Here is a 26,026-nt window from a genome sequence, read left to right on the forward strand (position 1 = left end):
AATCGACCCCTGGCTGCAAGGGATAACTTAACAAGCGCCTGTCATAGGATATACTCAGGGCTGTTTTTGCCGCCCGCTTTGGCGGCAGTCAGCTTTGCGGAGAACAGGCTTGCGCGTTAGTCGTTCGTTAACGATAAAACAGATGGCGACGGTATCCGGCGTCGCGGTGGTCACCATCCTGATTTTTATCGTCATTCAACTTTTCCATTTTGTGCAGCAGCGCAGGATTGACTATGCCCAGCAGATGGAAAACGTCGCGCATACCGTGCGCCAGCCGCTGTCGCAGTCGGTGCTGAAGGCGGATATCGGCCAGGCTGAACGTATTCTTAATTCCCTTAAGCCCGCCGGTATTCTGGCGCGCGCCGAAGTCGTGTTGCCCAACGGGCTACAGACGCTGCACACCGATTTTGAACCGACGAAGCCGGTGCCGAAGCTTATCGCCACTATTTTTGAACTGCCGGTGCAAATCACGGTGCCGCTCTATTCGGTGGGGCCTTCCAACCCCAAGCCGCTGGCGCTGCTGGTGTTGCAGGCGGACTCCTGGCGCGTTTATCAGTTTATCCTCAGCGCGCTCTCCACCATGGTGACGACCTACCTGCTGCTGGCGCTGATCCTGTCGGTCGCTATCAGCTGGTGCATTAATAAACTGATCGTCAGGCCGCTGCGCAGGATCGCCGCCGAGCTGCACGATCTGCCGCCGCAGGAGGCGATCGGCCATCAGCTGGCGCTGCCCGCCCGCCATCGCGACGACGAGCTGGGCATGCTGATCCGCAGTTATAACCACAATCAGCAAGTTATCGAGACGGTGCACGATGAGATGCGTCGTTTGACTACGCGCGTTGCGCTGACCAATCTGCCCAATCAGACGCTGTTCCTGGCGCTGCTTGAGCAGCACATCAACGCAATAGCGGATAAAGACGGCTTCACGCTGATGGTGCTGCGCATCGAGACGCTACAGGAAGCGAACGGCGTGGTGGCGGACGAGCAGCGCGACGCGCTGACGCTGACGCTGCTGGATAAAATTCGCAACTGCATCGACGGGCAGACGCTGACCGGCCAGCTGTCGGACAGCGATTTTGTGCTGCTGATGAAACGCGCTACGCCTGTCCGCGCCATGCGCATGGCCCGGCTGCTGCTGCTGCGCCTGACCCAGCCTGTTATGCTGCATGAGATGCAGATCCGGCCCAGCCTCAGCATCGGTATGGCGACGCGGGAAGACGCTCATCTGAGCGCGACGGAGCTGCTGAGCCGGGCGGCGTCGGCCATGATGTCGGCGCGCCTTGAAGGGAAAAATCAGATCCTCTTTTTCGATGCCACCATGACCGAACGGGCGCATAAGCGGCTGACGCAGGAGCACGATATTTTGCAGGGGCTGAGCGACGGGCAGTTCGCGCTGTTCCTGCAGCCGCAGATTGATATGCGCAGCGGCCAGCCGGTCGGCGCAGAGGTGTTGCTGCGTATGCGTCAGCCGGACGGCAGCTGGAGCCTGCCGGAAGACCTGATCGTCAGCGCGGAAGAATCCGGCGTGATCCACGCGCTGGGCCGCTGGGTATTTGAAGAGGCTTGTCGCGTGCTGGCTGGCTGGCAAAAACGCGGTATCACGCTGCCGCTCAGCGTGAATATTTCCGCCGTGCAGCTGCGCGAACCGGACAGGGTGGCGCATCTGCAAACGCTGATCCAACAGTATCAGATTGCGCCAGGCAGCCTGATGCTGGAGCTTACCGAAACGGCACAGGTCGGTGAACCAGCGTTGGCGCTGCGGCTGCTGAACGATTTGCAGCAGGCGGGCGTCGCTGTCGCGCTGGACGATTTTGGCATGGGCTACGCCAATTTAAACTGGCTGAGCCAGTTTAAGTCGCTGCCGGTCAGCAAGCTGAAGATGGATCGCAGCTTCGTCAGCCCGCTGCCGGAAGAGAACGCCATGGTGCGTATCGTGGCGGCTATCGCAGAGATCATGCAGCTGGAAGTGATTGCCGAAGGCGTGGAAACCGTTGAGCAGCGCGACTGGCTGCTGGCGCGCGGCATTCATATCGGGCAGGGCTATCTCTACGCTGGCGCGTTGCCCATCGCGGAGTTCGAGCGCCTCTATTTTTAAGGGCGGGCTTTTGTGACTGAAAGAAACAACCGGCACGCCTTTGATCCCGGCCTGGCGGAAGCAAAAGTCGATGGTTGAAATATTGCACGCCAGGCGTAAAATGTAGTTACGTTTCTACATCATCCGCCGATGGGAGGCAATATGTCTGTCACCACAATGTCCAGCCGGGCGTTCAATCAGGCCGTTTCGGCCGCCAGACGGGCCGCAGAAGCCGGGCCGGTTTACATTACGGATCGCGGTAAGCCTGCCCACGTACTGCTGACTTTTGAAGACTATAAAAGATTGACCGGCTCAAGCCGTAATATTCAGGATGCGCTTGCCATGCCTGAGGCGGCGGAGATGGACTTCGAGCCAGAACGTGAAAATATCGTATTCAGGGACGTGGATTTCTCATGAGATATTTGCTTGATACCAATGTGGTTTCTGAGCTTCGTAAGGCACGGACGCCAAAAATAGATCCTGCGGTGGCGTGTTGGACTGACACTGTCGATGCAGGAGATATGTTTATCTCGGCTATTACCGTGATGGAAATTGAAAAGGGCATTCTTAATCTTGCCCGTAAAGATCCTCGCCAGGAAAAGATATTGCGCGGCTGGTTTACACGCCTGGTGATGCCGGAATTTAAAGATCGTATTTTGCCTTTTGACACGGCAGCCGCCGTTTATTGCGCGGGGCTACATATACCCGACCGACGTCCTGCCAATGATGCCATGATTGCCGCTATCGCTTACTGCCACAATATGACGCTCGTCACCCGTAACGTTAAAGACTTTGCCGGGCTGGGCGTGATGCTGCTTAACCCCTGGTGCTGGCAAAAATAGTCACTCAGGTTTTAACAAAGCCCTCACGTACTTTTATGCCGGTATTCACTGCTGAATGATCTCGGCATAGGCTGAGTCAGTTTAAATCGTTACCGATCGCGGAGTTCGAGCGCCTCTATTTTTAAGGGCCGCAGGTTGCTCAATCTGTTGCGGGACTAGCTGAGCCTGACGCCCGCAGCGCGGGTGATTGCTGTCAGCGTGGTCAGGGTCGGGTTTCCGGTTGCCGACAGCGTTTTGTAAAGCTGCTGGCGAGAAAGCCCTGATCTTTTCGCGATCTCGCTAATCCCTCCGCGAGCTTCTACCACGCGGCGTAACGCCGTTAAAAAGGCAGCGATACCGCCATCCTCATAAATATTTTCCAGCGCAATTTGCAGGTAGGTTTCGGCGTAAGTCGGATCGGCTTTCAGCTCTGCAATCGTTGCGGCATCATGATCGACCGTAGGCGGAAAGTTTTTAGCTGTTTTATGAATGGTTGTCACAATCTTTCCTCGCATTGTAATCGTGTAAATAAGAAATGGCTTTAGCGATATCAGCAGGTTGGCTGTTTTTATCGCCACCGTAAAAAAGAAGAATGACGGTTTTTCCTTCTATAGCGTAATAAACACGATAACCCGGCCCGTGGTTAATGCGCATTTCCCAAACCCCATCGCGCACGAATTTATGGTCACCAAAATTCCCGGCAGCGGCGCGATCGATCTGATTATCGATCCTGGCGGCCGCTTCCCGCTGTTTTTTACGTAGCGTCGTCATCCATGTTGCAAAAGGAACATTGCCTTTCCTGTCCTGATAACGACTAATCTTGTATGCCATCTCCCGGCATCCTCCACGCTTTCCCTTGTGTGTTAATTGTCTTTTATATAAGACAGGTGAGCAAGGTGTTTAATAAAATTTCTTGCCCTGAATGGCGTATCCGTAGGGTTCACTATCTTCGTTGCAGCAGCGTTAAGGAACGACTGAATGGATACATTATTATTACATGCACAGTGTTTTTTTTGAGAAAACCGCCTGCCCGAAACCCCATTTCACCGCTGCTGAAGTGATTCAGCTCTTAAAATCACGCCTCCGTTCGCGCAATGTTTATCAGATTATATCAATCCAGTTAACGCAGTGTTATTTTTGGCCTGTTGTCAAAATAACCATAGCCACGTCACCCGCCATCCAGGCCGTTAACGGATATTTTATGAAAACTTCCCTGTTTAAAAGCCTTTATTTTCAAGTGCTAACCGCCATCGCCGTCGGCGTACTGCTGGGGCATTTTTATCCGGAGCTGGGCGCGCAGATGAAGCCGCTGGGCGACGCTTTCGTTAAGCTGATCAAGATGATTATCGCGCCGGTGATTTTCTGTACCGTGGTGACAGGGATCGCCGGGATGGAAAGCATGAAAGCCGTCGGCCGTACGGGTGCGGTCGCGCTGCTTTATTTTGAAGTGGTCAGCACCATCGCGCTGATTATCGGCCTGATCGTGGTGAACGTGCTGCAACCGGGCGCAGGGATGAACGTCGATCCCGCCACGCTGGATGCCAAAGCCGTCGCCGTTTATGCGCAGCAGGCGGAACAGCAGGGCATCGTGGCCTTTTTACTGGATATTATCCCCGGCAGCGTTATCGGCGCTTTCGCCAGCGGCAATATTCTGCAGGTGCTGCTGTTCGCCATTCTGTTTGGTTTTGCGCTGCACCGCATGGGCGACAAAGGCACGCTGGTCTTTAACTTTATCGACAGCTTCTCGAAGGTTATTTTCGGCATTATCAATATGATTATGCGCCTTGCGCCGATCGGTGCCTTCGGGGCAATGGCCTTTACTATCGGTAAATATGGCGTGGGATCGCTGGTGCAGCTCGGCCAGCTGATTATCTGTTTCTATATTACCTGCGTGCTGTTTGTGGTGATCGTGCTGGGCCTGATCGCACGGGTGACCGGCTTCAACATCTTTAAGTTTATCGCCTATATCAAAGAAGAACTGCTGATCGTGCTGGGTACCTCCTCTTCCGAATCTGCGCTGCCGCGGATGCTGGATAAGATGGAAAAGCTGGGCTGCAAAAAATCGGTGGTGGGCCTGGTGATCCCAACGGGCTACTCCTTTAACCTGGACGGCACCTCAATTTACCTGACGATGGCCGCCGTGTTTATCGCTCAGGCGACCAACGCGCATATGGATATTGTCCACCAAATCACGCTGCTGGTGGTGCTGCTGCTCTCTTCAAAAGGCGCGGCTGGCGTGACGGGCAGCGGCTTTATCGTGCTGGCCGCCACGCTTTCCGCCGTCGGTCATCTGCCGGTCGCGGGCCTGGCGCTGATTCTGGGCATCGACCGCTTTATGTCTGAAGCGCGCGCGCTGACCAACCTTATCGGCAACGGCGTGGCAACGGTGGTGGTCGCGAAGTGGGTTGACCAGCTGGATGAAAAACAGCTGAAAGCGACGCTTAACGCACCGAAAAAGTCGAAAAAACTGTCGGAAACCCGCCTGTAAGCAGTTAATAACATAAATATCCCGCCGAAATGCCCGACGTGACTTGCCCTCACGTCGGGCATTTGCATAATAACCCCCATTGTTTGACTATTTTTCACTTTGCGGTGGGACATCCCCGCCGTCGCGTGGTCTAAGAAGCTATTCGTCGGCTTCCCTGAGTTATCCTTTCCACCGATAGCCGTAGGCCACCAGCGATTTTATTGGTTTGTGATTGAGTAGGGGTTCACATGCAGGGCACCACAATTCGTCTTTTAGTGGGTGGGATAGCGCTGGCCTTCGCCAGCAGTTCGGTGCAGGCTGAAACTCTTCAACCCGATCCCGCCTGGCAGCAGGGAAAACTGGAGAACGGTTTTCGTTGGCAGGTGCTGACCACGCCGCAGCGTCCCAGCGACCGCGTGGAAGTCCGCCTGATGGTTGATGCCGGGTCGCTGGTGGAAAGCACCCAGCAGGCAGGCTACAGCCATCTGCTGCCGCGCCTGGCGCTGGTGCATAACGCCAGGCTGGACACCGCGCAGCAGCGCTCGCTGTGGCAGCAAAGCATGAATCCGGATCGCCCTCAGCCGCCCGCAGTGACCTCGTATGACTTCACGCTTTATTCGCTTAGCCTGCCTAACAACCGCCCTGAAGTGCTGAAAGAAGCGATGAACTGGCTGGCGGCTACGGTCAGCGATATGACGGTCAACGAGCAGACCGTTAATACCGCGCTGAACGCCGACGATCCTATCGCTACCTGGCCTGCCGACCCGCAGGATCCCTGGTGGCGCTACCGGCTGAAAGGCTCCGCGCTGTTAGGCCACGATCCCGCTTCGCCGGTCAGCACGCCGGTGGATATGGCAAAGCTGAACGCTTTCTACAAACAATGGTATACGCCGGACGCCATGACGCTGTTCGTGGTCGGCAACGTGGAAAGCCGTGGCCTGGTGGAACAGATTAACCGCACTTTTGCGCCGCTACAGGGCAAACGTGAGACGCCCGCGCCGGTGCCGACGCTCTCTTCCCTGCCGCAGGAGCCTGTCAATCTGGTCAACGCTAAACTGAACCAGGATCGCCTGTCGCTGGTGTGGGATAACCCGTGGCAGCCGATCCGCGATTCGCAAAATCTACAGCGTTACTGGCAGAGCGATCTGGCGCGCGAGGCGCTTTTCTGGCACGTACAGCGCGTACTGAGCGACAATAAAGCGCAGAAAGTGCAGGTCGGCTTTGACTGTCGGGTACTTTATCAGCGCGCTCAGTGCGGGATTAATCTGGACGCGGACAACAACACGCTGGCCCCTAATCTGAACCTGATCGCGCATGAGATGGCGAATATTCGCGATAACGGTCTGCCGCAGGAAGAGTTCGACGCGCTGATGGCGCAGAAAACCGTCGAGCTGAACAAGCTGTTTGCGACCTACGCGCGCACCAATACGGACGTGCTGATGAGCCAGCGCCTGCGCTCGCAGCAGAATGCGGTGGTGGATATCGCCCCTGAGCAGTACCAGAAGCTGCGGCAGAAGTTCCTGTCAGAGCTGACGCTGCAGATGATGAACCAGGAGCTGCGCCAACAGCTTTCGCAGCCGCTGACCATGCTGCTGATGCAGCCGCAGGGCGAGGCGGAAACCAACGTGCAGGCGCTTTACGACGGCTGGCAGAAAATTATGCAGCCTGCGCCTGCCGCTGAAGCCGCTCCGTCAGCGGTGGACGAGACCCGGCCTGAAGTGTCGGATATCCCCGCCACGCAGAATTAATCGACCCGGGGCGCCGTTCTTTTTTCGTCCTGCGGCTCAGCTCAATCGGCCGCAGGCGATTTCAGTCAGGCTGCGGCCAGATTAGCACTCGTCGCAGGCGCTTTCAGTCAGGCTGCATAAGCCTGATTGGCAATCCCGGCGCAGTCGCTTAATTAAGGCTACGTAGCGTAGACCAGATTCGCTCTTATCCGCAGTCGCGCGCTACCACTTGCGCGCGCGCAGCCACTCATTCACCAGCATCGGCCAGCTGGCAAGCGGCAGATCCGCCACGTTGCGGATGCCGAAGCCGTGACCGCCTTTCTCATAGAAATGCAGTTCGCTGGGCACGCCGTGCTCACGCAGCGCGCTGAACATCACCATACTGTTATTAATCGGCACCGATTCGTCATTAACGGCATGGATCAGCAGCGTTTGCGGCGTTTGCGCCGTTACGCGGGTTTCCAGAGAGTAGGCTTCGATTTCGCGCTGGGTCGGGCAGTCGCCCAGCAATTGCTGCCGTGAACCGGCGTGCGCCAGTCCTTCACGCATACTGATCACCGGATAGAGCAGCACCAGCGCATCGGGCCTGGCGGCCAGTGAATCGGCGATATCCTGCACAGGATAAAGCTTTTCGTCAAAGCGCGTGCCGACGCTGGCCGCGACATAGCCTCCGGCTGAAAAACCCATCATCACTATCCGTTTGCCGTTCAGGCCGCGCGCTGCGCGATGGCGCAAGACGCGCACGGCGCGCTGGGCGTCTGCTAACGGCGCTTCGGCCGCTTCATGGTGGCCGTCCTGCGGAAAACGGTAGGTCATCACCGCCAGCGTATAGCCCATAGAGGTAAAGAACATCGCCAGCGCGCTGCCCTCTCTGTCGATCATAATGCGCTCGAAACCACCGCCTGGCGCAACCAGCAGCGTTACGCCGTTGGAGGTTTCGGGATACCAGAACGCCAGCTCCGGGCAACGCACGCCCGAAGCAGCACGATCGAAAGGCTCATATTCTTTAGCCATATCCACAATCTGTGGGCTAACGCGTGAATCGCTGGCGCCTGGCGCATCGCCGTGGGGCCAGATAGTGATAATGTCGGCTTTCATAAACGCTCCCGCTCCGCCTTATTGGTCATACAGGCGAAGCTAAAAATTCAAATACCTTATGGTAATAAATTCAGCATCACCGATTTTGGGCTAAGCCGTCCACTATTCAGCGCTTAATTTCATCTATTTCAGAATTTATCCAGGAAGTTTAGCAGGTATTCTGGTCGCGATAAGACAGCAGAAATAAGTAGTATTAAATGCTGGAAGTTTGTTTTTTATTGAGAGGAAATAATTACCGTTAAGTTTTTAAAAGCTACCTGGCATCGCTTTCTTGATAATCCACTTTTTATTTGGCTTAGGTAAGATGGAAAATTTAGGGTAAATATTATTAAATTTGCCCGCCCGGCGCAAACCGCTGCTGTGTAATCTGTTGATTTGGTGCCTGTTACCTGTTACCTGTTACCTGTTGCTGTTGCTGTTGCTGTTGCCTGTTACCCGTTTGCTTCTTTGCTGCCTGTTGCCTCAGCGCGTTAAAGGGAGCTACAGCACCCGATTCCCAGAGGTTAATTTCGTTCTTATGCAGGCGTGAATATAACGCTAAAGTTTAGCGAGCGAAATTGAAATAATAGGGTGTAGCTTTTTCCCCGGCGGATGCTGGCTGTGATCGGTTAAAGCTCACGTTTTACTATAATATAGCCGTTAAACTTCACGGAGCATTCGTCGTCATCGATCAGAAGTGACGCTAAAGTGATGTTGTGTTTATTGTTATGATTAATATAATCATACTGGACAATAATATTCTGAGCATTGCTCTGCAGAAAAATTGCCTTGTATTTTTCAATCGGGGTAAAGTGCTCGCTTTCTGAATTATAGCTTTTCCTGGCCAGAAGCTCTGCCAGCTCAGGCGTCACTTTATTGGCACTGACGAGGGTCAGTTTAGTTTGCTGCAAAAGAATATCGCTCTCCTTGATACCTGAATCTTCAATCAGGGCATCGGTCATACTGATCCCAATGCTCCTGTTTATATCAAGGCAGGCTGGCGCCCGCAAACCCATGTGTACAGATAAATAACGCTGTCAGAGACTATTTCTCATTGTACGATTAGCTCCTGATCCCTGCTGTCCGCAATTTTTTGCCGATTATAAGTGAGACAATACAGCCTGTGGATGCAGTTCCTTTGCCATTATCACCCTGAATAAGAAACCCATCCCTGTTACACATGCTGTTCCCCGGCAAGGGGGTGAGGCGTAAAACATATTTTCCTGCAGAACGATGTACGGCTTCAGGACGTTCAATGTGATATCTGCCGTGTGGCAGCGGGCCTTTATACTTAAGGCATTCAAGCGCGATATCGTTCCTGCATCCGGCCTGTTAAATCCGCCGCGCCGCGTTTTGCGGCGCGAGGGAACAGGCGTCAGGCAGGTACATCAGGCATGGCGGAGAGCGGGATAATCGCGCCGCGATGCTGGATCACCGTGCTGGCCGTCAAATGGCCTCTTCTTGCTGCCTCTGCCGCGTCGCCGCCGTTCAGGCGTACCGCCAGATAGCCGGCGCTAAACGAGTCACCGGCTGCGGTGGTGTCCACAATACGGCTGGCGGGAAGCGCCTGCGCAGGCACTTCCACAATCGGTTCGCCGGCTACGGAAACCAGACAGGCTTCTGCCCCGCGCTTGATAACGACCTCTGACACCCCGGCTTCATGCGTTCTGGCAATGACGCCTTCCACGCCGGTTTCGCCCCACAGCAAATGCTCGTCGTCCAGCGTCAGGAAGGCGATGTCGGTCACGGCCAGCATTGACCGGTAAGCGGCCTGCGCCTCTGCAACGGAAGCCCACAGCCGGGGACGATAATTGTTGTCGAAAATAACCTTGCCGCCGTTGCTGCGGCAGCGCGCCAGCAGCGTTATCAGCTTTTCGCGACCCGCTGGCGTCAGGATGGCCAGGCTGATGCCGCTCAGATAGAGATAGTCGAACTGCGCCAGCTGCTGACAAATTTCCTCGGCGCGCGGGCCTTCCAGCCAGAAGCGCGCGGCCGCATCATTGCGCCAGTAATAGAAAGTCCGCTCGCCGTGGGCGTCGGTTTCTATCACGTAAAGGCCGGGCAGTTTGTTCTCCATGCGCTGGACAAGCCCGGTCTGCACTTTTTCCTGTTGCCAGGCCGCCAGCATATCGCTACTGAACGTATCCGTGCCCAGCGCGGTGACGTAATGGACGGCCAGCTGGCTGGTCTGACGGGCAAGATAGACCGCCGTATTCAGCGTATCGCCGCCAAAACCGCGGCTCAGGCCCTGTTCTTTTTGGGACAGCTCAATCATACATTCGCCGATAACGGCGATATTTTTCCTGGTCATGATATTCCGCTCGCTACGTTTTTTTGCCCCAGTTTCGCCGTGCTGACCGCCGCAGTCAATATTTTAAAACGCTGTTTTATTTTTTTAGCGCAGGCCTCACGAGCCGCTTTAGCCGCAAAGAACGCGATAAAGTTATCCAGGCGAATGCCGATACTGATTGCAGAAGCCCCACCCATTACGGCCTCAAAAATAACAAGGATCTTAATATGGTGCTGAAGAACATCAGACACCGGCTTCCTCCCTCAACTGTCGTGAAACAGCAGCAGCAGGAGCGTCTTTACTGGCGAGAATGCCAGCGCACCTACACGTTTCAGCCGATCTACCGGGTAACCGGCAGCCTGATGGCAATTGAGCTGCTCACTGCGGTGTTTCATCCTTCCGCGCCGGGCCAGAGAGTATCGCCGGAGTCCTATTTTGCCGCGCTTGACGCTACGGAGCGGATGCTGATTGTTCGCGAGCAGCTGGAACTGCTGGAGAAGTGGAAAACAAAATTTATCGAAGGCGGCATGGTGGCCTCGGTCAATATTGACGGCCCGACGCTACAGGCCGTCCAGCACAATCCGCTGGTTCGCCAGCTTATCGCGCGCTGTCCGTGGGTGCGTTTTGAACTGGTGGAACATCAGGTGCTGCCGCAGGAAGCGCTGGTCGCACAGATCCCGGAGCTGGGGCCGCTGTGGCTGGACGATTTCGGCTCGGGCATGGCGAATTTTTCTGCGCTATCGGAGCTGAAATATGACTATATCAAGCTGGCACGTGAGCTGTTTATCCTGCTGAGAAAATCGGAAGAGGGCCGCAGCCTGTTCAATATGCTGCTGGCGCTGATCAACCGCTACTGCAAAGGCGTGATTGTAGAAGGCGTCGAGACGCTGGAGGAGTGGCATCAGGTAAAGAACTCGTTCGCCTGCGCGGCGCAGGGCTATTATTTCGCGCACCCTATGCCATTTGATCGGCTGGAAACGCTGCCGCTAAAGCTGGCGTAATACCGTTTTCTCTCTGCTCGTCTATCTTTACAGGAGACGAAGCGAACAAGGAGATAAACAGTGTCGCGCACAGGAAAAGTAATTAGCTGGATTGTCGGGATTTTTTTGTTGCTGGTTGTGGTGGTAGTGGTAGTTATCGCGACATTTAACTGGAACCGCCTGAAGCCAACTATCAACCAGAAAGTCTCCACAGAGCTGAATCGTCCTTTCGCCATCCGCGGCGATCTGGGCGTCGCCTGGGAGCGTAATCGCGACGAGCCGGGCTGGCGCAGCTGGGTGCCGTGGCCGCACGTGCACGCGCAGGATATCCTGCTGGGCAACCCGCCTGCTATTGACGATATTACGATGGTGCATTTGCAGCGCGTGGACGCAACGCTCTCTCCGCTGGCGCTGCTGCATAAAGAAATCTTTATCCCGTGGATCAAGCTGGAGCAGCCCGATACGCGTCTGATCCAGACGGCGAAGGGCAAAAATAACTGGACGTTTGACCTGGCCGCCAGCGACAGCGCCTCGTCCGATGCGCAGCCTTCCGCGTGGACTTTCCGCATGGACAACATCCTGTTCGATCAGGCAAAAATCGCTTACCGTGACGCCATCAACAAGGCGGACGTGCAGGTGACGGTCAATCCGTTGGGCAAGCCCGTTCCCTACGCGCAGATTGCAGGCGGCAAGGATGAAGCGGGTCAGAAGGGCGCATCAGACTTTGTTTTCGGCTGGAAAGCGGCCGGGACCTATAACGATGAGAAGCTGACCGGCGATGGTAAACTCGGCGGCATGCTCTCGCTGCGCAGCAAAACCAATCCGTTCCCCATTCAGGCCGATGTGCGTAACGGCACCACGCGCGTGCAGGTGGCGGGCAGCCTGCAGGATCCAATGAACCTGGGCGGGCTGAATATCCGCCTGCGCTTCTCCGGCGATACGCTGGCGAACCTGTATGGCCTGACCGGCGTGCTGCTGCCGGATACGCCTCCTTATGAAACCGACGGCCATCTGATTGCCCGTTTTCAACAGAAAGGCGGCCCGGTCTTTCATTACAACGATTTTAACGGCCATATCGGCGACAGCGATATTCACGGCTCGCTGACCTACAGCCAGGTGAAGCCGCGCCCTAAACTGGAAGGCTCGCTGGAATCACGCCAGCTGCGCATGGCCGATCTGGGGCCGCTGATCGGCGTTAAATCCGGTAAGGGCAGTGATAAAACCGAGCAGGCGAAGGCGAAAAGAGGCGAGGCACCTAATCAGCCTGCGGATCGGGTGCTGCCGCACGACAGATTCGATACCAAAAACTGGGACGTAATGGACGCCGACGTGAAGTTTAGCGGCAAGCGTATCGAACACAGCGATTCCCTGCCCATCAGCGATCTCTATACGCATCTGGTGCTGAAAAACGGCAATCTGCTGCTGGATCCGCTGCGTTTCGGCGTGGCGGGCGGCAGCCTTAATTCAACCATCCGCATGGAAGGCGACCGTTCGCCGATGCGGGCGCGCGCCGATCTTCACGCGCGTAATCTGAAGCTGAAGCAGCTGTTTTCCAGCGTAGAGTCGATGCAAAGCAGCATGGGACAGATCAACGGTGACGCCACGCTGAGCGGTACGGGCAACTCCGTTGCCGATATTCTGGCGACCAGCGACGGCAGCGTAAAACTGTTGATGAATGACGGCGTGATCAGCCGTGGCCTGATGGAAATCGTCGGTCTTAACGTAGGTAACTATGTGGTTGGCAAGCTGTTCGGCGATGACGAAGTGCGTATCAATTGCGCGGCGGCCGATCTGAACGTGGCGAACGGGGTGGCCTCGACCAAACTCTTTGTCTTCGATACGGAGAACGCGGTGATCAACATCACCGGCACCACGAACTTTGCTAACGAACGGCTGGATCTCTCGATTAATCCAGAGAGTAAAGGAATGCGTATCGTCACGCTGCGTTCACCGCTTTACGTCAAGGGCACCTTTAAAAATCCCGACGCGGGCGTAAAAGCCGGGCCGCTGATTGCCCGTGGCGCTGCGGCCGTGGCTTTGGGGGCGGTAGTGGCGCCTGCCGCCGCGCTGCTGGCGCTGATTTCGCCCAGCGATAACGAGCAGAACCAGTGCGTTAACGTCCTGCAGCAGATGAAAAAGAAATAAAAAAAGCCCGGCGATTGCGCCGGGCTTTTTTTTGCCAAACTGCCGAGGGCCGGTTCAGCATCACGAGCCGGATTAGTCGAACAGCGACTCGTGGCGGGTTTCCCGGCTGGCGAGCAGCGCGAACAGCGTCAGACAGGCCATCGCCGCCAGATAGAGCCCCACGTAGAACAGGCCATAGTTGTGTGCCAGCCAGGTCGCGATATAAGGCGCGACCGAAGCGCCCAGAATCGACGACAGGTTATAAGAGAACGACGCGCCCGTGTAACGCACCTCGGTCGGAAACAGCTCCGGCAGCAGCGCGCCCATCGGGCCGAAGGTCAGCCCCATCACGCTTAAGCCGCACAGCAGAAAAGCCATCACCATCCACTGGCTGCCGGAACCCAGCATCGAAGGGAAAATCAGCGCAAAGGCGATAATCATCAGCGTAATCACAATCATCGTCTTGCGGCGACCAAAACGGTCGGCCAGCAGGCCCGCAATCGGCACCATTACGCCAAAGCCGATCACCGCCAGCATCAGCATCCACAGCATGGTATTACGCGGGAAGCCTAAGCCGTTTGGCGCAGGCGTGGTGCCATAGGTCATGGAATAGACGGTCATGATATAGAACAGCGTATAGGTCGCCAGCATGATAAAGGTGCCCAGAATGGTCGCCTTCATATGCTTCGACAGCAGCGTGCCGATAGGGATTTTGACCTGCTTTTTCTCTTTTTTAACTTTAGCGAAAACCGGCGACTCATTGAGCGAAACGCGCACGTACAGCCCGATCAGCACCAGCACCGCAGAGAGAATAAAAGGCACGCGCCAGCCCCACTGCATAAACTGCTCATCGGTTAACAGCCACGAGAGCAGCAGGAAAGTGCCGTTAGCAAAAAAGAAACCGATGGGCGCGCCAAGCTGCGGAAAGGAGCCGTACAGCGCACGTTTTTTCGCCGGGGCGTTTTCGGTCGCCAGCAGCGCCGCGCCGCCCCATTCGCCGCCCAGCCCCAGGCCCTGTCCAAAACGCGCCAGCGCCAGCAGCAGCGGCGCAAAGACGCCGATAGTTTCGTAGCCCGGCAGCAGGCCGATAACTACGGTGGAAATGCCCATCGTCAGCAGCGACGCGACCAGCGTGACTTTACGGCCCGCGCGGTCGCCGAAGTGACCAAAAAGCGCGGAGCCGATGGGGCGCGCAATAAAGGCGATGGCGAATGTTGCCAGCGACTGTAGCGTTGCGACGGTGGCATCGCCCTGCGGGAAGAAAATATGCGGGAAAACGATTACCGCCGCAGTGGCGTAAATATAGAAATCGAAAAATTCGATAGCGGTGCCGACCAGCGAAGCGATCACCACTTTGCCGCGTGAATTGACGGGCTGGGTGTCCTGTTCGGCGTCGAGCGATGGTGCGATGGAGGCTTGCATAATTGTTTCTTATTTTTAATACGTGAAAAGGAATCTTACGCACTGGATCCCGTTCGTTCAATGGTGGCCAGCCGGGGTGCAGGCGCGGAAAAGAGGATCGTGCGTAAGATAGCGTCGGCGCTGGCTGATAGCCGGGCGAAACGCCCTTTTCATGGCAAGATCCACCAGCAAAGATGCGATAAAAAGTATCTCTTCAGGTAAAAATGCCTGCGCCAGCCCGCTTTTTGCGCACCCGGCGGCATTTTCGGCTGAGGGCGGCATTCAGGGTACGCGCCGTCGGGCGGTTACAAAGCATGTCGGCGCCGGTTAAATCAACCTTAAATCAACCCCGCTTTTCTGCCGTCATTCGGCTTTTTCCTGATCGAAAACAGCTCGTCAGACGGCCTGGTCAATAAACTTCCTGACACTTTTCCCCGCTGAATTTCTGGAAGGTTTTGCCCGGATGCCACTGACTCCCACCCGCGCGCTGACGCGCCTTTTACCGCTGCTGCTGTTTACCTTTACGGTTACCGCTGCGCCGCCGCCTGCCGTGACTGTGACCACGCTTACCCGCGAAAAAATTGCCCATCCTCGCCGCTACCTGGGGCGCGTTGAGGCGCTCCGGCAGGTTGACGTGATGGCGAGAACCGAAGGCGTTATCGTCAAACGCTATTTCAAAAACGGTGAAAATATCCGCGAAGGGCAGCCGCTGTTTGATCTCGATCCGGCAGAGCATCACGCCGCGCTGGCGCGCAGCCAGGCACAGGTCAATCAGGCGGCGGCGCAGGCCCGGCAAGCACAGCTGCACCTTGCGCGTCTGCAGCGGCTGGGCGTGGGGACGGCGGTCAGTCAGTCCGAGCTGGATAACGCCCTGGCCGAGCGCGACAGGGCGCGCGCCGCGCGGAAAGAGGCCGAAGCGCTTTTACAGACCCAGCGGCTGAACGTGGCTTTCACCCGCATCGCCGCGCCGATTAGCGGACGCGCAGGCCACAGCGCTATTCACGAAGGCGCATTGGTTAATCCTGCCCGCGGCGCGCTGGTCAGGCTGAAGCAGCTCGATCCCGTGCACGTGGTGATAGCCATCAACGAGCGCGACTATCTGGCCGACTGGCAGAAAACGCTGAAGGGCGATATGCAGCAGGCGAATGAGGCGATAACGGCCCGCATTCAGCTGGCCAATGGCGCTGCTTACCCTTACAGCGGCCGTTTCTTTGCGCTGGATAATCATATTGATAACCAAACCGGCACCGTGGCCGTAAGCCTGGCCTTCGCCAATCCGCAGCACCTGCTGCTGCCGGGCGGCATGGTGGAGGTGCAGCTTCAGCCGCCGGCGCAGGAACGGCTGTTGCTGCCCGCGCCGGCGCTACAGCAGGACAGCGGCGGCTACTTCGTGTTTCGGGTGGATCGGCAGCAGCACGTAGAGCAAGTCCCTGTTGAAGTCGGCGCGCAGATTGGACAGCGCTATATCATCACCGCCGGCCTTGCCGCAGGCGATCGGGTTATCGTTGCGGGCACGCAGCGCGTCAGGCCGGGTATGCAGGTCGCCGCCAGCGAAGCGTTATAAGGAAGCCTATGCTGAACTTTTTTATCAGGCGGCCTAAATTCGCCATGGTGATTGCGCTGATTATCACGCTGACCGGCGCGATGGCATTGCAAGCGATCCCGGTTGAACAGTTTCCGCAGATCACGCCGCCTGTGATTAGCGTGTCGGCGATCTATCCCGGCGCCAGCGCCCGCGACGTGGCCGAAGCGGTGGGCGGGCCGGTCGAGGCGCAGCTCAACGGCGTCAGCAATATGCTTTACATGGAGTCCACCAGCAGCAATAACGGCAGCTATCAGCTGAGCATTACCTTCGCCAGCGGCACCGACCCCGATATGGCGGCGGTGGAAGTGCAGAATCGGCTGTCGCAAATCAGCACCCGCCTGCCCGCTGAGGTCAATCAAAACGGCATCGCCGTGCGGAAACGGGCCAGCAATATTCTGATGAGCATCAGCGTGCTGTCGCCGGGCAACAGGCTTGATACGCTCTCTCTCAGCAACTACGCCTCGGTGCGTCTGCGCGACGCGCTGGCGCGTATCCATGGCGTAGGCGACGTGCAGGTCTTTGGCGCGCGCGATTACAGTATGCGTATCTGGCTCGATCCGCACCGCATGGAGGCGTTAAACATCACGACCGATGACGTGATGCAGGCACTAAGGCAGCAAAACGTGCAGGCCGCCGCCGGGCAAATTGGCGCTGCGCCAACGCCTGCGACCCAGCAAACCGTACTAACCGTCAGCGGCCAGGGCAGGCTGCTGACGCCGGAAGCCTTTGCGCAGATTGTACTGCGCAGCAACGCACGCGGCGGCATGGTACGTATTGGCGATATCGCCAGCACCGAGCTGGGCGCGCAGAATTATCAGATTAACGCCGCGCTGAACAATACGCCGGGCGTTTTTCTGATGGTCTATCCCGCTCCGGCCGCCAATGCGCTTAGCGTGGCGAAAGCGGTGCGGGCCGAAATGGCGGAGCAGGCGCGGGTTTTCCCACAGGATATGGCGTATCAGATCAAGTTTGACGCCACTACGCCCGTGACCGCCACGCTGCATGAGATCGCGCTTTCGCTGCTTGTCACGCTGGTGGTGGTGCTGGTGGTGGTCTGGCTGTTTTTACAAAGCCTGCGCGCGACATTTATCGTGGCGTTGACCATTCCCGTTTCGCTGCTGGGCACCTTTGCCGTGCTGCTGGCGGCAGGCTACTCGGCCAACACGCTGAGCCTGTTCGCCATTATCCTGGCGCTGACCATCGTGGTGGACGACGCCATCGTCGTGGTGGAAAACGTCGAGCGCCTGATGGAGGAGGAGCCGCTGCTGTCGCCAGCCGAGGCGACGCGCAAGGCGCTTGCGCAGATTGCCGGGCCGGTTATCGCCACCACGCTGGTGCTGCTGGCGGTGTTTGTGCCGACTGCCGTGCTGCCCGGCATCGTGGGCGAACTTTATCGGCAGTTCGCCGTCACGCTGTCGGCGTCGATGGTGCTGTCCAGCGTTTGCGCGCTGACGCTGACGCCCGCGCTTTGCGCCTGTCTGCTGCGGCGGCGCGTCGTGCCGACGACAGGGCCGCTGGCGAGCCTCAACCGTTTTATCAACCGGACGCGTGACGGCTATGTCGCGCTGACGCAAAAAATTAATCGCTACGCCATCACCACGGCTGCGGTGATCCTGGCGGCAGGCGTCGTGACCTGGATGAGCTATCAGCAGCTGCCCGATGGCTTTCTGCCGCAGGAAGATGAGGGTTACCTGTTTATCAACGTTCAGCTGCCGGAAGGCGCGGCGCTGCCCAGAACGCAGCAGGTGATGGAGCAGATGTACCAGGTCGTGAAAAAAAATCCGGCGGTGGCGGACGTGATCAAAATCACCGGTTTCAGCCTGCTGGGCGGCGGTAATTCGCCCGACAGCGGCTTCGGCATTGTGCTGCTGAAAGCGTGGCACGAGCGTCCATCCATCGCGCAGCTTTTGCCGCCGCTTCAGCAGCAGCTGGCCGCCATTCCTGCCGCCACCATTATGGCTTTCGTGCCGCCGCCGGTCAGCGGTCTGGGCAACGCTGCCGGTTTCGATCTGCGTATTCAGGCGCTGGAAGGACAGTCGCCGCAGGCGCTGGCGCAGGCTGCCCACGCCGTGATTACGGCGGCGAACCAGCATCCTCAGCTTAGCCGGGTATTTACTACGTTCAGCGCGACGGTGCCGGAAATGAGCCTGACCATTGACCGCGAGCGGGCCGCGCTGATGCAGGTGCCGGTCAGTCGAATTGTTGCCGTATTGCAAACCGCGTTCGGCGGCAGCGAGGCGGGCGACTTTACCCGGAACGGCCGCCAGTTTCGGGTACAGGTGCAAAATGAGATGCGCTTTCGTCAGCACAGCGAGCAGCTGCTGGCGCTGACCGTGCGTAGCGACACGGGCGCGCAGGTCAGGCTGAATCAGCTGGTTACGCTGAAGCCGTCGCTCGGCGCACCTTACATCATGCAGTACAACCAGTTTCCGGCGCTGGCGATCGGCGGCGGCGGCGCGCAGGGCGTCAGCTCAGGGCAGGCGATGCAGGCGATGACCGAGGTGCTGGCGCAGCATCTGCCGGAAGGCTACGACTACAGCTGGAGCGGCATGTCGTATCAGGAGCAGCAAACCGGCAATCAGGCCGTGCTGATCTATCTGGCGGCGGTGCTGTTCGCCTGGCTGTTTATGGTGGCGCAGTATGAAAGCTGGAGCGTGCCGCTGGCGGTAATGCTGTCGGTGGTTTTCGCCGCCGCAGGCGCCGTAGCCGGCCTGCATCTGATGGGCTTTACCAACGATGTCTATGCGCAGATTGGGCTGGTGTTGCTGATGGGCCTGGCCGCCAAAAACGCCATTCTACTGGTCGAGTTTGCCCGCGATCGCCGCGCCAGCGGCGTGCCGATCGGTCAGGCCGCGAAGCAGGCCGCCAGCCAGCGTTTTCGTGCGGTCATGATGACCGCCATTTCCTTTATCGTCGGCGTGCTGCCGCTGGTGATGGCCAGCGGCGCGGGCGCGGCCAGCCGCCGGATTATCGGCATCACGGTCTTTAGCGGCATGCTGGCGGCCACGCTGTTTGGCATTTTATTTATTCCCGCGCTCTGGCTGCATATTCAGCGCCTGCGGGAGTGGCGCAAACGGCCCCGGGGAACGCGTTAATGGCCCACCATGACAGGGCATTGAAAGCCGTTGTGATGCTGGGCATGTTGGTCATTATTTTTGCGGGCATCCGGGCGGGGGCCGATATCGTGGTGCCCTTTATTCTGGCGCTGTTCGTGGCGGTCATCCTCAATCCGCTGGTGATGTTGTTGCAGCGGATTGGCCTGCCGAGGCTGCTGGCCGTTGCGCTGATTATCGGCATTATCGTGCTGGCAAGCGTTCTGCTGCTGACCACGCTGGCGGCAATGCTTAACGACTTTGCCCGCACGCTGCCGCAATACCGGCTGGTGATGCTTGCCTGTCTGGAAGAGACGCGGCAGCTGATGGCGCGTTTTGGCGTGCCGTTCTCTTTTGGCGAAGCGATGGCGCTGGCCGATCCTAACGCGGCCATCAACCTGGTCAGTCGCCTGGTATCGCAGCTTTCCGGCGCCATCAGCGGCATCTTTCTGCTGCTGATGACGGTGGTGTTTATGCTGTTCGAAGCGCCGCTGCTGCCGGGAAAGCTACGGCGGATCCTCAGCCGACCCGGCGATGGCATGGCGGCTATCCAGCAGGCGCTCGACAGCGTAAGCCGCTACCTGATCCTGAAAACCGCTATCAGCCTGCTGACCGGCGTGGTGGTCTGGCTGCTGCTGTGGCTGATGGGCTTGCGCTTTGCGCTGCTGTGGAGCGTGCTGGCATTTGCGCTGAACTACATCCCCAATATCGGCTCGGTTATCGCCGCCGTTCCGCCTGTGATCCAGGCCTTAATCTTTAATGGCAGTTGGGAAAGTGTGGTGGTGGCCGTCGGCTATCTGCTGATTAATCTGGTGATTGGCAATATGCTGGAGCCGCGCTGGATGGGGCGCGGGCTGGGCCTGTCCACGCTGGTGGTTTTTCTGTCGCTGATTTTTTGGGGCTGGCTGCTGGGGCTGGTCGGGATGCTGCTCTCCGTGCCGCTGACCATCGTGGTGAAGATAGCGCTGGAGCAGACGCCGGGCGGCGAACGGCTGGCGCTGCTGCTCAGCGACGGCAGACCTCCTGGCAACGGCAGGCCTCACAGCGTCTGATTAACGCGCTGCTGCATCCAGAACCAGAACGGATTGGAGGCCTGGCGCATCAGCATATCCAGGCTGACCATCAGCACGCTGCGCTCGCCGCGCGGCGTCAGGACGCCAAAGCTGACGCCAAACTCGTTCGGCCGGTCGGGCTGACGGCCATACAGCGAATCGCTGAACGGAAAGGGCAGCGCCACGTGCGAGAGGGAATAGACGTCCGCCGGATAGCGGACGCCCAGCGGCACGCTGGTGGTCACCTTGCTGCCCGCGGGCGTGGTGCGGGCAACGGCATCGTTGCTGGTCGGCGCCGCGTTGGTCACCAGCGTAACGGCGTAATTGCGCGGCGTCGCCGGCAGCAGATTATCCGCCGCGTGCAGCGCCGTGGGACGCATCAGCGGAGAAAGCGCCACCGAACGATTAACGTCGAAAAGCACCAGCTCGCTGCCGTTAGCGGGCAACAGATTATAGAGGCCGCGCACCACGGCGGGCGTGCTGACAGTCGCATCGGCCACCGACTGGAAGGTCAGCACCGGCGGCAGTTTGTCCAGCAAACGGCTGGCGCGATCGCGGTGCAGCTGACTTTGCAGCGCGCTGGTCAGCAGCCACGACTGCCGCGCCGCTTTCACCGGAAAGGAGTTGTATTTAAAGGGATTGAACTCCGGCAGGATGCTCAGCCAGGCCGAACGGGCAAACGCGGGCAGCAGAGAAGGCAATCCGGCCAGGCCCGCGTAGCGCGCATAGCTGCTGACGCCAATCATCGGCGAAATCAAAATTAGCCGGTTCGGCACGGGCAGCGAGGGATCCTCCAGCGCGTCCAGCGTATATTTCATCGCCAGCGCGCCGCCGTTGGAAAAGCCCATTATTTGCAGCGGCGTGCCCGCCGGAATGCGCCGATGGGCTTCCCGCACCGCCAGCCTGGTCGCCGCCAGCCAGTCTTCCCATTCGGTTTGGGTCAGCGCCGCCGGGACGGTGCCGTGACCCGGTAGCCGGATGGCGACCACCACATAACCATGCTGCTGATAATCTGCGGCGAAATGTCGCAGGCTATAGGGCGAATCCGTCAGCCCGTGCAAAAGCACCACCGCGCCGCGAGGCTTTCCCTGCGGCAATAGCTGATAAGAACGGTTCCAGTCCGTGGCGAAACGCGCCGGATAAACCGGGCTTTTCTCCGCATAACGGTTATAGCTATCCGCGCTGTCTTCCGACGGTCTGACGTCGATTTTCATCCGGACAAAGATCTGCTGCTCATTGCGCAAATAGGCGGACCAGTCGCTGCGGTCCATCTGACGGTCGCTCATTTCGGCAGGCAGCCAGGTATGCCACGGCTCCAGGGCTGGCCCGCGCTCGGTAACGGCAACACGCAGCGCCAGCAGCAGGAAGGCCAGCAGGACAACCAGTAACACCAGGCGTCTTATCCAGAATCGTGTGCGTTGTAGCATGGCTGTTCCCGTTGGCAAATTTGCGCAGGAAGTATAGAGGAAATCAGGACGATAGCGTTGATCGTCATCATTCGCGCTGGTGTGCCGTACCCACTAAGTGACCCATTAAATCGCACTCGTTGAGTCAGGGTTTAGATTAACTCAGCGGTTAGTTACGGTTATAAATTAGTTTAATCTATTGATTATAAATGAAAAATAATTGTTTACGCTGAAAAATTCGCTCGCCGCCGTCTGGGTTTACTTCCCCGGTAAGCGGGATTATAGTGGCGGCGATTTCCTTAACGGAGCCAATAATTGGACAGTCATCCTTTACGTTTTAACTCATAAGGCAGGCTACGCCGTTTGCTTGCCGATAACCGGTGGGCACTGTTTTTCTCTCTCCTGAGCATTACGTCCCCGTCATAACTTTTTTCTCCCGCGCAGCCGCCGGGCAAGGATTAACGATGAAAGAACCTCCGACCAGCGACGGGCGATGGCAAACAGGCAGAGTTAAGCGTACACGCTTCCCGTAACGTCCTCTTTTCCTCTTCCCCGCCTCGCCCAATCCTGACCCCAAAAATCAAATCCTCATGCGCAGGGTCGCTTCTCTGCGCCTGAATAAAAATAAAGGATTAGGCACATGAAAAAATCCCGCTCCCGCGATCTGGCTATCGCACAAGAAATAAAACTGAGCCTGGACAGCACGCTGGCTCGTCTGCACACCCAACGCAATGGTTTGACCGCCGCTGATGCCAGCGAGCGCCTGTTGGAATATGGCAAAAACGAGGTCGCCACGGCTCAGGCGCCGCACGCGCTGATCCAGCTGATCCAGGCCTTTAATAACCCCTTTATCTGGATCCTGATCGTGCTGGCCGCCATCAGCTTTTTCACGGATTACCTGCTGCCGCTGCGGCAGGGCGAAGAGACCGATCTTACCGGCATTATCATCATGCTGACCATGGTGGCGCTCAGCGGCCTGCTGCGTTTCTGGCAGGAGTACCGCACCAATAAAGCGGCGGAAGCGCTGAAATCGCTGGTACGTACGACGGCAACCGCAATTCGCCGCAGTAGCGAAAACGCCGCGCCGGTCAGAATGGAAGTTGCGCTACAGGACGTGGTGCCCGGCGACGTGATTTTTCTGTCGGCTGGGGATATGGTGCCGGCAGATGTGCGCCTGCTGACCGCTAAAGATTTGTTTATCAGCCAGGCTTCGCTAAGCGGCGAAGCGGTGCCGGTAGAAAAACATGCCGCGTCAGATCGGTGCCAGCCAGATGACGATCTGCTGAACAGGCCCGATATCTGCCTGATGGGCACCAGCGTCGCCAGCGGTACGGCTACCGCCGTCGTAGTCGCGACAGGCAACCGTACCTGGTTTGGCTCGCTGGCAAAATCCGTGACCGGCAGCCGGCCACAAACCGCTTTCGATCGCGGCGTAAACAGCGTCAGCTGGCTGCTGGTGCGCTTTATGCTGGCGATGGTGCCCGTGGTGTTGTTTATCAACGGCTTTACCAAAGGCGACTGGGCAGACGCCACGCTGTTCGCGCTGGCCGTGGCGGTTGGCCTGACGCCGGAGATGCTGCCGATGATTGTCAGCTCTAATCTGGCGAAAGGCGCCATTGCCCTGTCGCGGCGCAAAGTGGTGGTGAAGCGGCTTAACGCTATTCAGAATTTTGGCGCGATGGACGTGCTGTGTACCGATAAAACCGGCACGCTGACCCAGGATCGCATTATCCTGGCGCAGCATCTTGACGCGCACGGGCACAGCAGCGATCGGGTTTTGCAGCTGGCCTGGCTGAACAGCCGCCATCAGACCGGCGTAAAAAACCTGATGGACAGGGCGATCCTGAGCTTCAGCCAGGGAAAATGGGTGGTTAGCGGGCTGCATCGCTATCGCAAAATCGACGAGCTGCCGTTTGATTTTGAACGCCGCCGTTTGTCCATTGTGGTGGCGGACGAACACGATCGGCAGAAACTGATCTGCAAGGGCGCGGCGGGCGAAATGCTGTCTGTCGCCACGCACTGGCAGGACGGACGCGAACGGCGTCCGCTGGATGAGGCCGCGCGTCAGCAGTGGAGCCAACAGGCGGCGCGCTGGAATCAGCAGGGCTTTCGCGTACTGCTTATCGGCGAACGCGATCTGAGCGATATGCCGCTAACGCTGCCGCTGCACAAGGATGATGAGCGGGATTTAACGCTTTGCGGCCTGCTGACCTTCCTTGATCCGCCCAAAGAGAGCGCCAGAGAAGCGATTGCCGCCCTGCACGAGCACGGCGTAACGGTAAAAGTGCTGACCGGCGACAACGCCATTATCACCAGCAAAATTTGCCGCGATGTCGGGCTGGAGCCAGGAGAGCCGCTGTGCGGCAGCGAAATCGAGCGGCTGGATGACCGCGAACTGGCGACGCTGGCGGATTCACGCACCATTTTTTGCCGCCTGACGCCGCTACAAAAATCCCGCGTGCTGAATATGCTGCAACAAAACGGCCATACGGTCGGCTTCCTGGGCGACGGCATCAACGATGCGCCAGCGTTACGGGAGGCGGATGTCGGGATTTCCGTCGACAGCGCTACGGATATTGCAAAAGAGTCTGCCGATATTATTCTGCTGGAAAAAAACCTGATGGTGCTGGAGCAGGGCGTTATCAAAGGCCGCGAGACTTTCGGCAACATTATTAAGTACCTGAATATGACCGCCAGCTCCAACTTCGGCAACGTTTTTTCCGTGCTGATCGCCAGCGCATTCCTGCCTTTTTTGCCCATGCTGGCTATCCAATTGCTGATCCAGAACCTGATGTATGACCTTTCCCAGCTGGCGCTGCCCTGGGACAAAATGGATAAGGCGTTCCTGCGCAAGCCGCGTAAGTGGGACGCAAGGAATATCGGCCGCTTTATGCTGTGGATGGGCCCGACGTCTTCGCTGTTTGACGTCACCACCTTTCTGCTGATGTGGCACGTTTTTGCCGCCAACAGCGTGGAGCATCAGGCGCTGTTCCAGTCAGGCTGGTTTGTCGAAGGTCTGCTGTCGCAAACGCTGGTGGTGCATATGCTGCGCACGCAGAAGATCCCTTTTATCCAGAGCCGCGCGGCGCTGCCGGTGATGCTGATGACGGGGCTGGTGATGGCGCTGGGGATCGCCATCCCCTTTTCACCGCTGGGCGAAGCGGTTGGGCTGACGCCGCTGCCCTGGGCTTACTTCCCGTGGCTGGTAGCGACGCTGCTGGGTTATTGCCTGATGACGCAGGGAATGAAGCGCCTTTACATCCGCCGTTTCGGCCAGTGGTTCTGAGGAGGAAAGATGAAATATAACAACGCCATCACTGCTATCGTGCTGTTCTTTGTTGCGTTAGTTATCCTGTCCAGCGGCCTGCTGATGATCTTCGGCCACTGAAAAGGAGCAGGCATAGAGCCGGGCGCGGTTGGCAGAAGCTTTAAACGAAGCCTGCCGCGCCGTCGTCAACCTGATCCGGAACCCGCGTGGAGGGCCGGCAAAAGTTTGTTTATACCTTGATAAACCGCAGATAAATAAAGCGAATCACATAGTATTCCAGCGCGCCTAATAGTAAAAACCACAGGCAGAACACCAGCGTATAGAGCTGGCCGACATCGCTGAGATGAAACAGCGTGGTCAGGCGGCGCGTCAGCTCCACGCCAAACCAGGGGGCGGGCAGCAGCAGCGCGGAGAGAAAGCCCAGCATCAGCGTGCTCATCGGCATTAAAAAGGTCAGAAAAGGATTGTTCATAGCGGTTCCGTCTCGGTCAGTGACGGCCATTTTCCGGTAAACGGCTGGCGGGTTCAACCTTGCACGCGCAGGGAATTTTTTCGGCGCTTTTTGGCGATTTTTATCGCGCGTAATTCCCCACCGGCTGAAAGGTCGCTCATCATAACCCGGTAATTCCTTTAGTGTTTTTGCGCCTCTTTTTTGCGCGAAA

Annotated in this window: 20 protein-coding genes and 1 pseudogene; 11 read left to right on the plus strand and 10 right to left on the minus strand. The window is 57.7% G+C overall.

Translation table 11 applies throughout. The features are described from left to right. Nucleotides 1-109 precede the first annotated feature (109 nt). From hmsP to AB3U87_RS15950, 3 genes are all read left to right on the plus strand, one after another. Nucleotides 110-2,095 carry a biofilm formation regulator HmsP gene (gene hmsP / locus AB3U87_RS15940; protein WP_253456478.1) on the plus strand — a complete coding sequence of 662 codons (1,986 nt, stop codon included), beginning with the start codon at nucleotides 110-112 and terminating at the stop codon, nucleotides 2,093-2,095. 141 nt (nucleotides 2,096-2,236) lie between these two features. Next, entirely contained in the window at nucleotides 2,237-2,491 is a 255-nt protein-coding gene (locus AB3U87_RS15945; protein WP_253456475.1) for a type II toxin-antitoxin system prevent-host-death family antitoxin, read from the plus strand. Further along, nucleotides 2,488-2,916: a type II toxin-antitoxin system VapC family toxin gene (locus AB3U87_RS15950; RefSeq protein ID WP_301730610.1), complete on the plus strand. Its 429-nt coding sequence runs from the start codon at nucleotides 2,488-2,490 to the stop codon at nucleotides 2,914-2,916. The genes AB3U87_RS15945 and AB3U87_RS15950 overlap by 4 nt, the downstream gene beginning before the upstream one ends. A 155-nt stretch (nucleotides 2,917-3,071) precedes the next feature. Here AB3U87_RS15950 and AB3U87_RS15955 read toward each other — a convergent pair whose 3' ends face one another. Both AB3U87_RS15955 and AB3U87_RS15960 read right to left on the minus strand, forming a co-directional pair. Continuing rightward, the gene (locus tag AB3U87_RS15955; RefSeq protein ID WP_253461162.1) at nucleotides 3,072-3,386 is read right to left on the minus strand and encodes an addiction module antidote protein; all 315 of its coding nucleotides are present in this window, start codon (nucleotides 3,384-3,386) and stop codon (nucleotides 3,072-3,074) included. After that, a complete protein-coding gene (locus tag AB3U87_RS15960; protein ID WP_301251494.1) occupies nucleotides 3,379-3,726 on the minus strand; it encodes a type II toxin-antitoxin system RelE/ParE family toxin in 348 nt (115 codons plus the stop codon). The genes AB3U87_RS15955 and AB3U87_RS15960 overlap by 8 nt, the downstream gene beginning before the upstream one ends. Before the next feature lie 370 nt (nucleotides 3,727-4,096). On the opposite strand from AB3U87_RS15960, the gene AB3U87_RS15965 reads away from it, so the two are divergent. Together AB3U87_RS15965 and AB3U87_RS15970 are read left to right on the plus strand one after the other, a co-directional pair. Further along, nucleotides 4,097-5,383, plus strand: a complete 1,287-nt coding sequence (locus AB3U87_RS15965; protein ID WP_253456466.1) for a dicarboxylate/amino acid:cation symporter — start codon at nucleotides 4,097-4,099, stop codon at nucleotides 5,381-5,383. A 227-nt stretch (nucleotides 5,384-5,610) separates the two neighbouring features. Then, nucleotides 5,611-7,110, plus strand: coding sequence for a M16 family metallopeptidase (locus tag AB3U87_RS15970; protein WP_253456463.1), 1,500 nt, complete (start codon nucleotides 5,611-5,613; stop codon nucleotides 7,108-7,110). 201 nt (nucleotides 7,111-7,311) lie between these two features. Here AB3U87_RS15970 and AB3U87_RS15975 read toward each other — a convergent pair whose 3' ends face one another. The 4 genes and pseudogenes from AB3U87_RS15975 to kdgK form a co-directional block, all read right to left on the minus strand. Continuing rightward, nucleotides 7,312-8,187: an alpha/beta hydrolase gene (locus AB3U87_RS15975; RefSeq protein ID WP_253456460.1), complete on the minus strand. Its 876-nt coding sequence runs from the start codon at nucleotides 8,185-8,187 to the stop codon at nucleotides 7,312-7,314. 608 nt (nucleotides 8,188-8,795) lie between these two features. Further along, on the minus strand, nucleotides 8,796-9,128 hold the full coding sequence (locus AB3U87_RS15980; protein ID WP_394149704.1) for a hypothetical protein: 333 nt from the start codon (nucleotides 9,126-9,128) through the stop codon (nucleotides 8,796-8,798). A 100-nt stretch (nucleotides 9,129-9,228) separates the two neighbouring features. Further along, nucleotides 9,229-9,480 (minus strand): annotated as a pseudogene (locus AB3U87_RS15985) (tlde1 domain-containing protein); the annotation flags it as partial. A 61-nt stretch (nucleotides 9,481-9,541) separates the two neighbouring features. Then, complete coding sequence (kdgK, locus tag AB3U87_RS15990) at nucleotides 9,542-10,477, minus strand: 2-dehydro-3-deoxygluconokinase (RefSeq protein ID WP_301730613.1); 936 nt, start codon at nucleotides 10,475-10,477, stop codon at nucleotides 9,542-9,544. Nucleotides 10,478-10,683: 206 nt separating this feature from the next. On the opposite strand from kdgK, the gene pdeH reads away from it, so the two are divergent. Together pdeH and AB3U87_RS16000 are read left to right on the plus strand one after the other, a co-directional pair. Then, nucleotides 10,684-11,457, plus strand: a complete 774-nt coding sequence (gene pdeH / locus AB3U87_RS15995) for a cyclic-guanylate-specific phosphodiesterase (protein ID WP_125289307.1) — start codon at nucleotides 10,684-10,686, stop codon at nucleotides 11,455-11,457. 60 nt (nucleotides 11,458-11,517) lie between these two features. Beyond that, a complete protein-coding gene (locus AB3U87_RS16000; RefSeq protein ID WP_394149707.1) occupies nucleotides 11,518-13,581 on the plus strand; it encodes an AsmA family protein in 2,064 nt (687 codons plus the stop codon). Nucleotides 13,582-13,653: 72 nt separating this feature from the next. Here AB3U87_RS16000 and AB3U87_RS16005 read toward each other — a convergent pair whose 3' ends face one another. Next, entirely contained in the window at nucleotides 13,654-14,982 is a 1,329-nt protein-coding gene (locus AB3U87_RS16005; RefSeq protein WP_253456447.1) for an MFS transporter, read from the minus strand. Nucleotides 14,983-15,039: 57 nt separating this feature from the next. Then, nucleotides 15,040-15,243, minus strand: a complete 204-nt coding sequence (locus tag AB3U87_RS16010; RefSeq protein WP_301730615.1) for a hypothetical protein — start codon at nucleotides 15,241-15,243, stop codon at nucleotides 15,040-15,042. A 181-nt stretch (nucleotides 15,244-15,424) separates the two neighbouring features. On the opposite strand from AB3U87_RS16010, the gene AB3U87_RS16015 reads away from it, so the two are divergent. The 3 genes from AB3U87_RS16015 to AB3U87_RS16025 are packed head-to-tail and all read left to right on the plus strand — an operon-like array spanning nucleotide 15,425 to nucleotide 20,690. Next, nucleotides 15,425-16,525, plus strand: a complete 1,101-nt coding sequence (locus AB3U87_RS16015) for an efflux RND transporter periplasmic adaptor subunit (protein WP_253456444.1) — start codon at nucleotides 15,425-15,427, stop codon at nucleotides 16,523-16,525. 8 nt (nucleotides 16,526-16,533) lie between these two features. Then, a complete protein-coding gene (locus tag AB3U87_RS16020; RefSeq protein ID WP_394149710.1) occupies nucleotides 16,534-19,641 on the plus strand; it encodes an efflux RND transporter permease subunit in 3,108 nt (1,035 codons plus the stop codon). After that, nucleotides 19,641-20,690 carry an AI-2E family transporter gene (locus AB3U87_RS16025; RefSeq protein ID WP_394149712.1) on the plus strand — a complete coding sequence of 350 codons (1,050 nt, stop codon included), beginning with the start codon at nucleotides 19,641-19,643 and terminating at the stop codon, nucleotides 20,688-20,690. The genes AB3U87_RS16020 and AB3U87_RS16025 overlap by 1 nt, the downstream gene beginning before the upstream one ends. Here the strand turns inward: AB3U87_RS16025 and AB3U87_RS16030 are convergent. Then, nucleotides 20,678-22,117: an alpha/beta hydrolase gene (locus AB3U87_RS16030; RefSeq protein WP_394149713.1), complete on the minus strand. Its 1,440-nt coding sequence runs from the start codon at nucleotides 22,115-22,117 to the stop codon at nucleotides 20,678-20,680. The genes AB3U87_RS16025 and AB3U87_RS16030 overlap by 13 nt on opposite strands. A 619-nt stretch (nucleotides 22,118-22,736) precedes the next feature. On the opposite strand from AB3U87_RS16030, the gene mgtA reads away from it, so the two are divergent. Beyond that, a complete protein-coding gene (gene mgtA / locus AB3U87_RS16035) occupies nucleotides 22,737-25,382 on the plus strand; it encodes a magnesium-translocating P-type ATPase (protein WP_394149715.1) in 2,646 nt (881 codons plus the stop codon). Nucleotides 25,383-25,593: 211 nt separating this feature from the next. Here the strand turns inward: mgtA and AB3U87_RS16040 are convergent, their stop codons facing one another. Then, nucleotides 25,594-25,836, minus strand: coding sequence for a DUF1158 family protein (locus AB3U87_RS16040; protein WP_125289315.1), 243 nt, complete (start codon nucleotides 25,834-25,836; stop codon nucleotides 25,594-25,596). Nucleotides 25,837-26,026 lie beyond the last annotated feature (190 nt).

This window comes from Erwinia plantamica, assembly GCF_043420595.1.
GTDB classification, from domain to species: domain Bacteria; phylum Pseudomonadota; class Gammaproteobacteria; order Enterobacterales; family Enterobacteriaceae; genus Erwinia; species Erwinia aeris.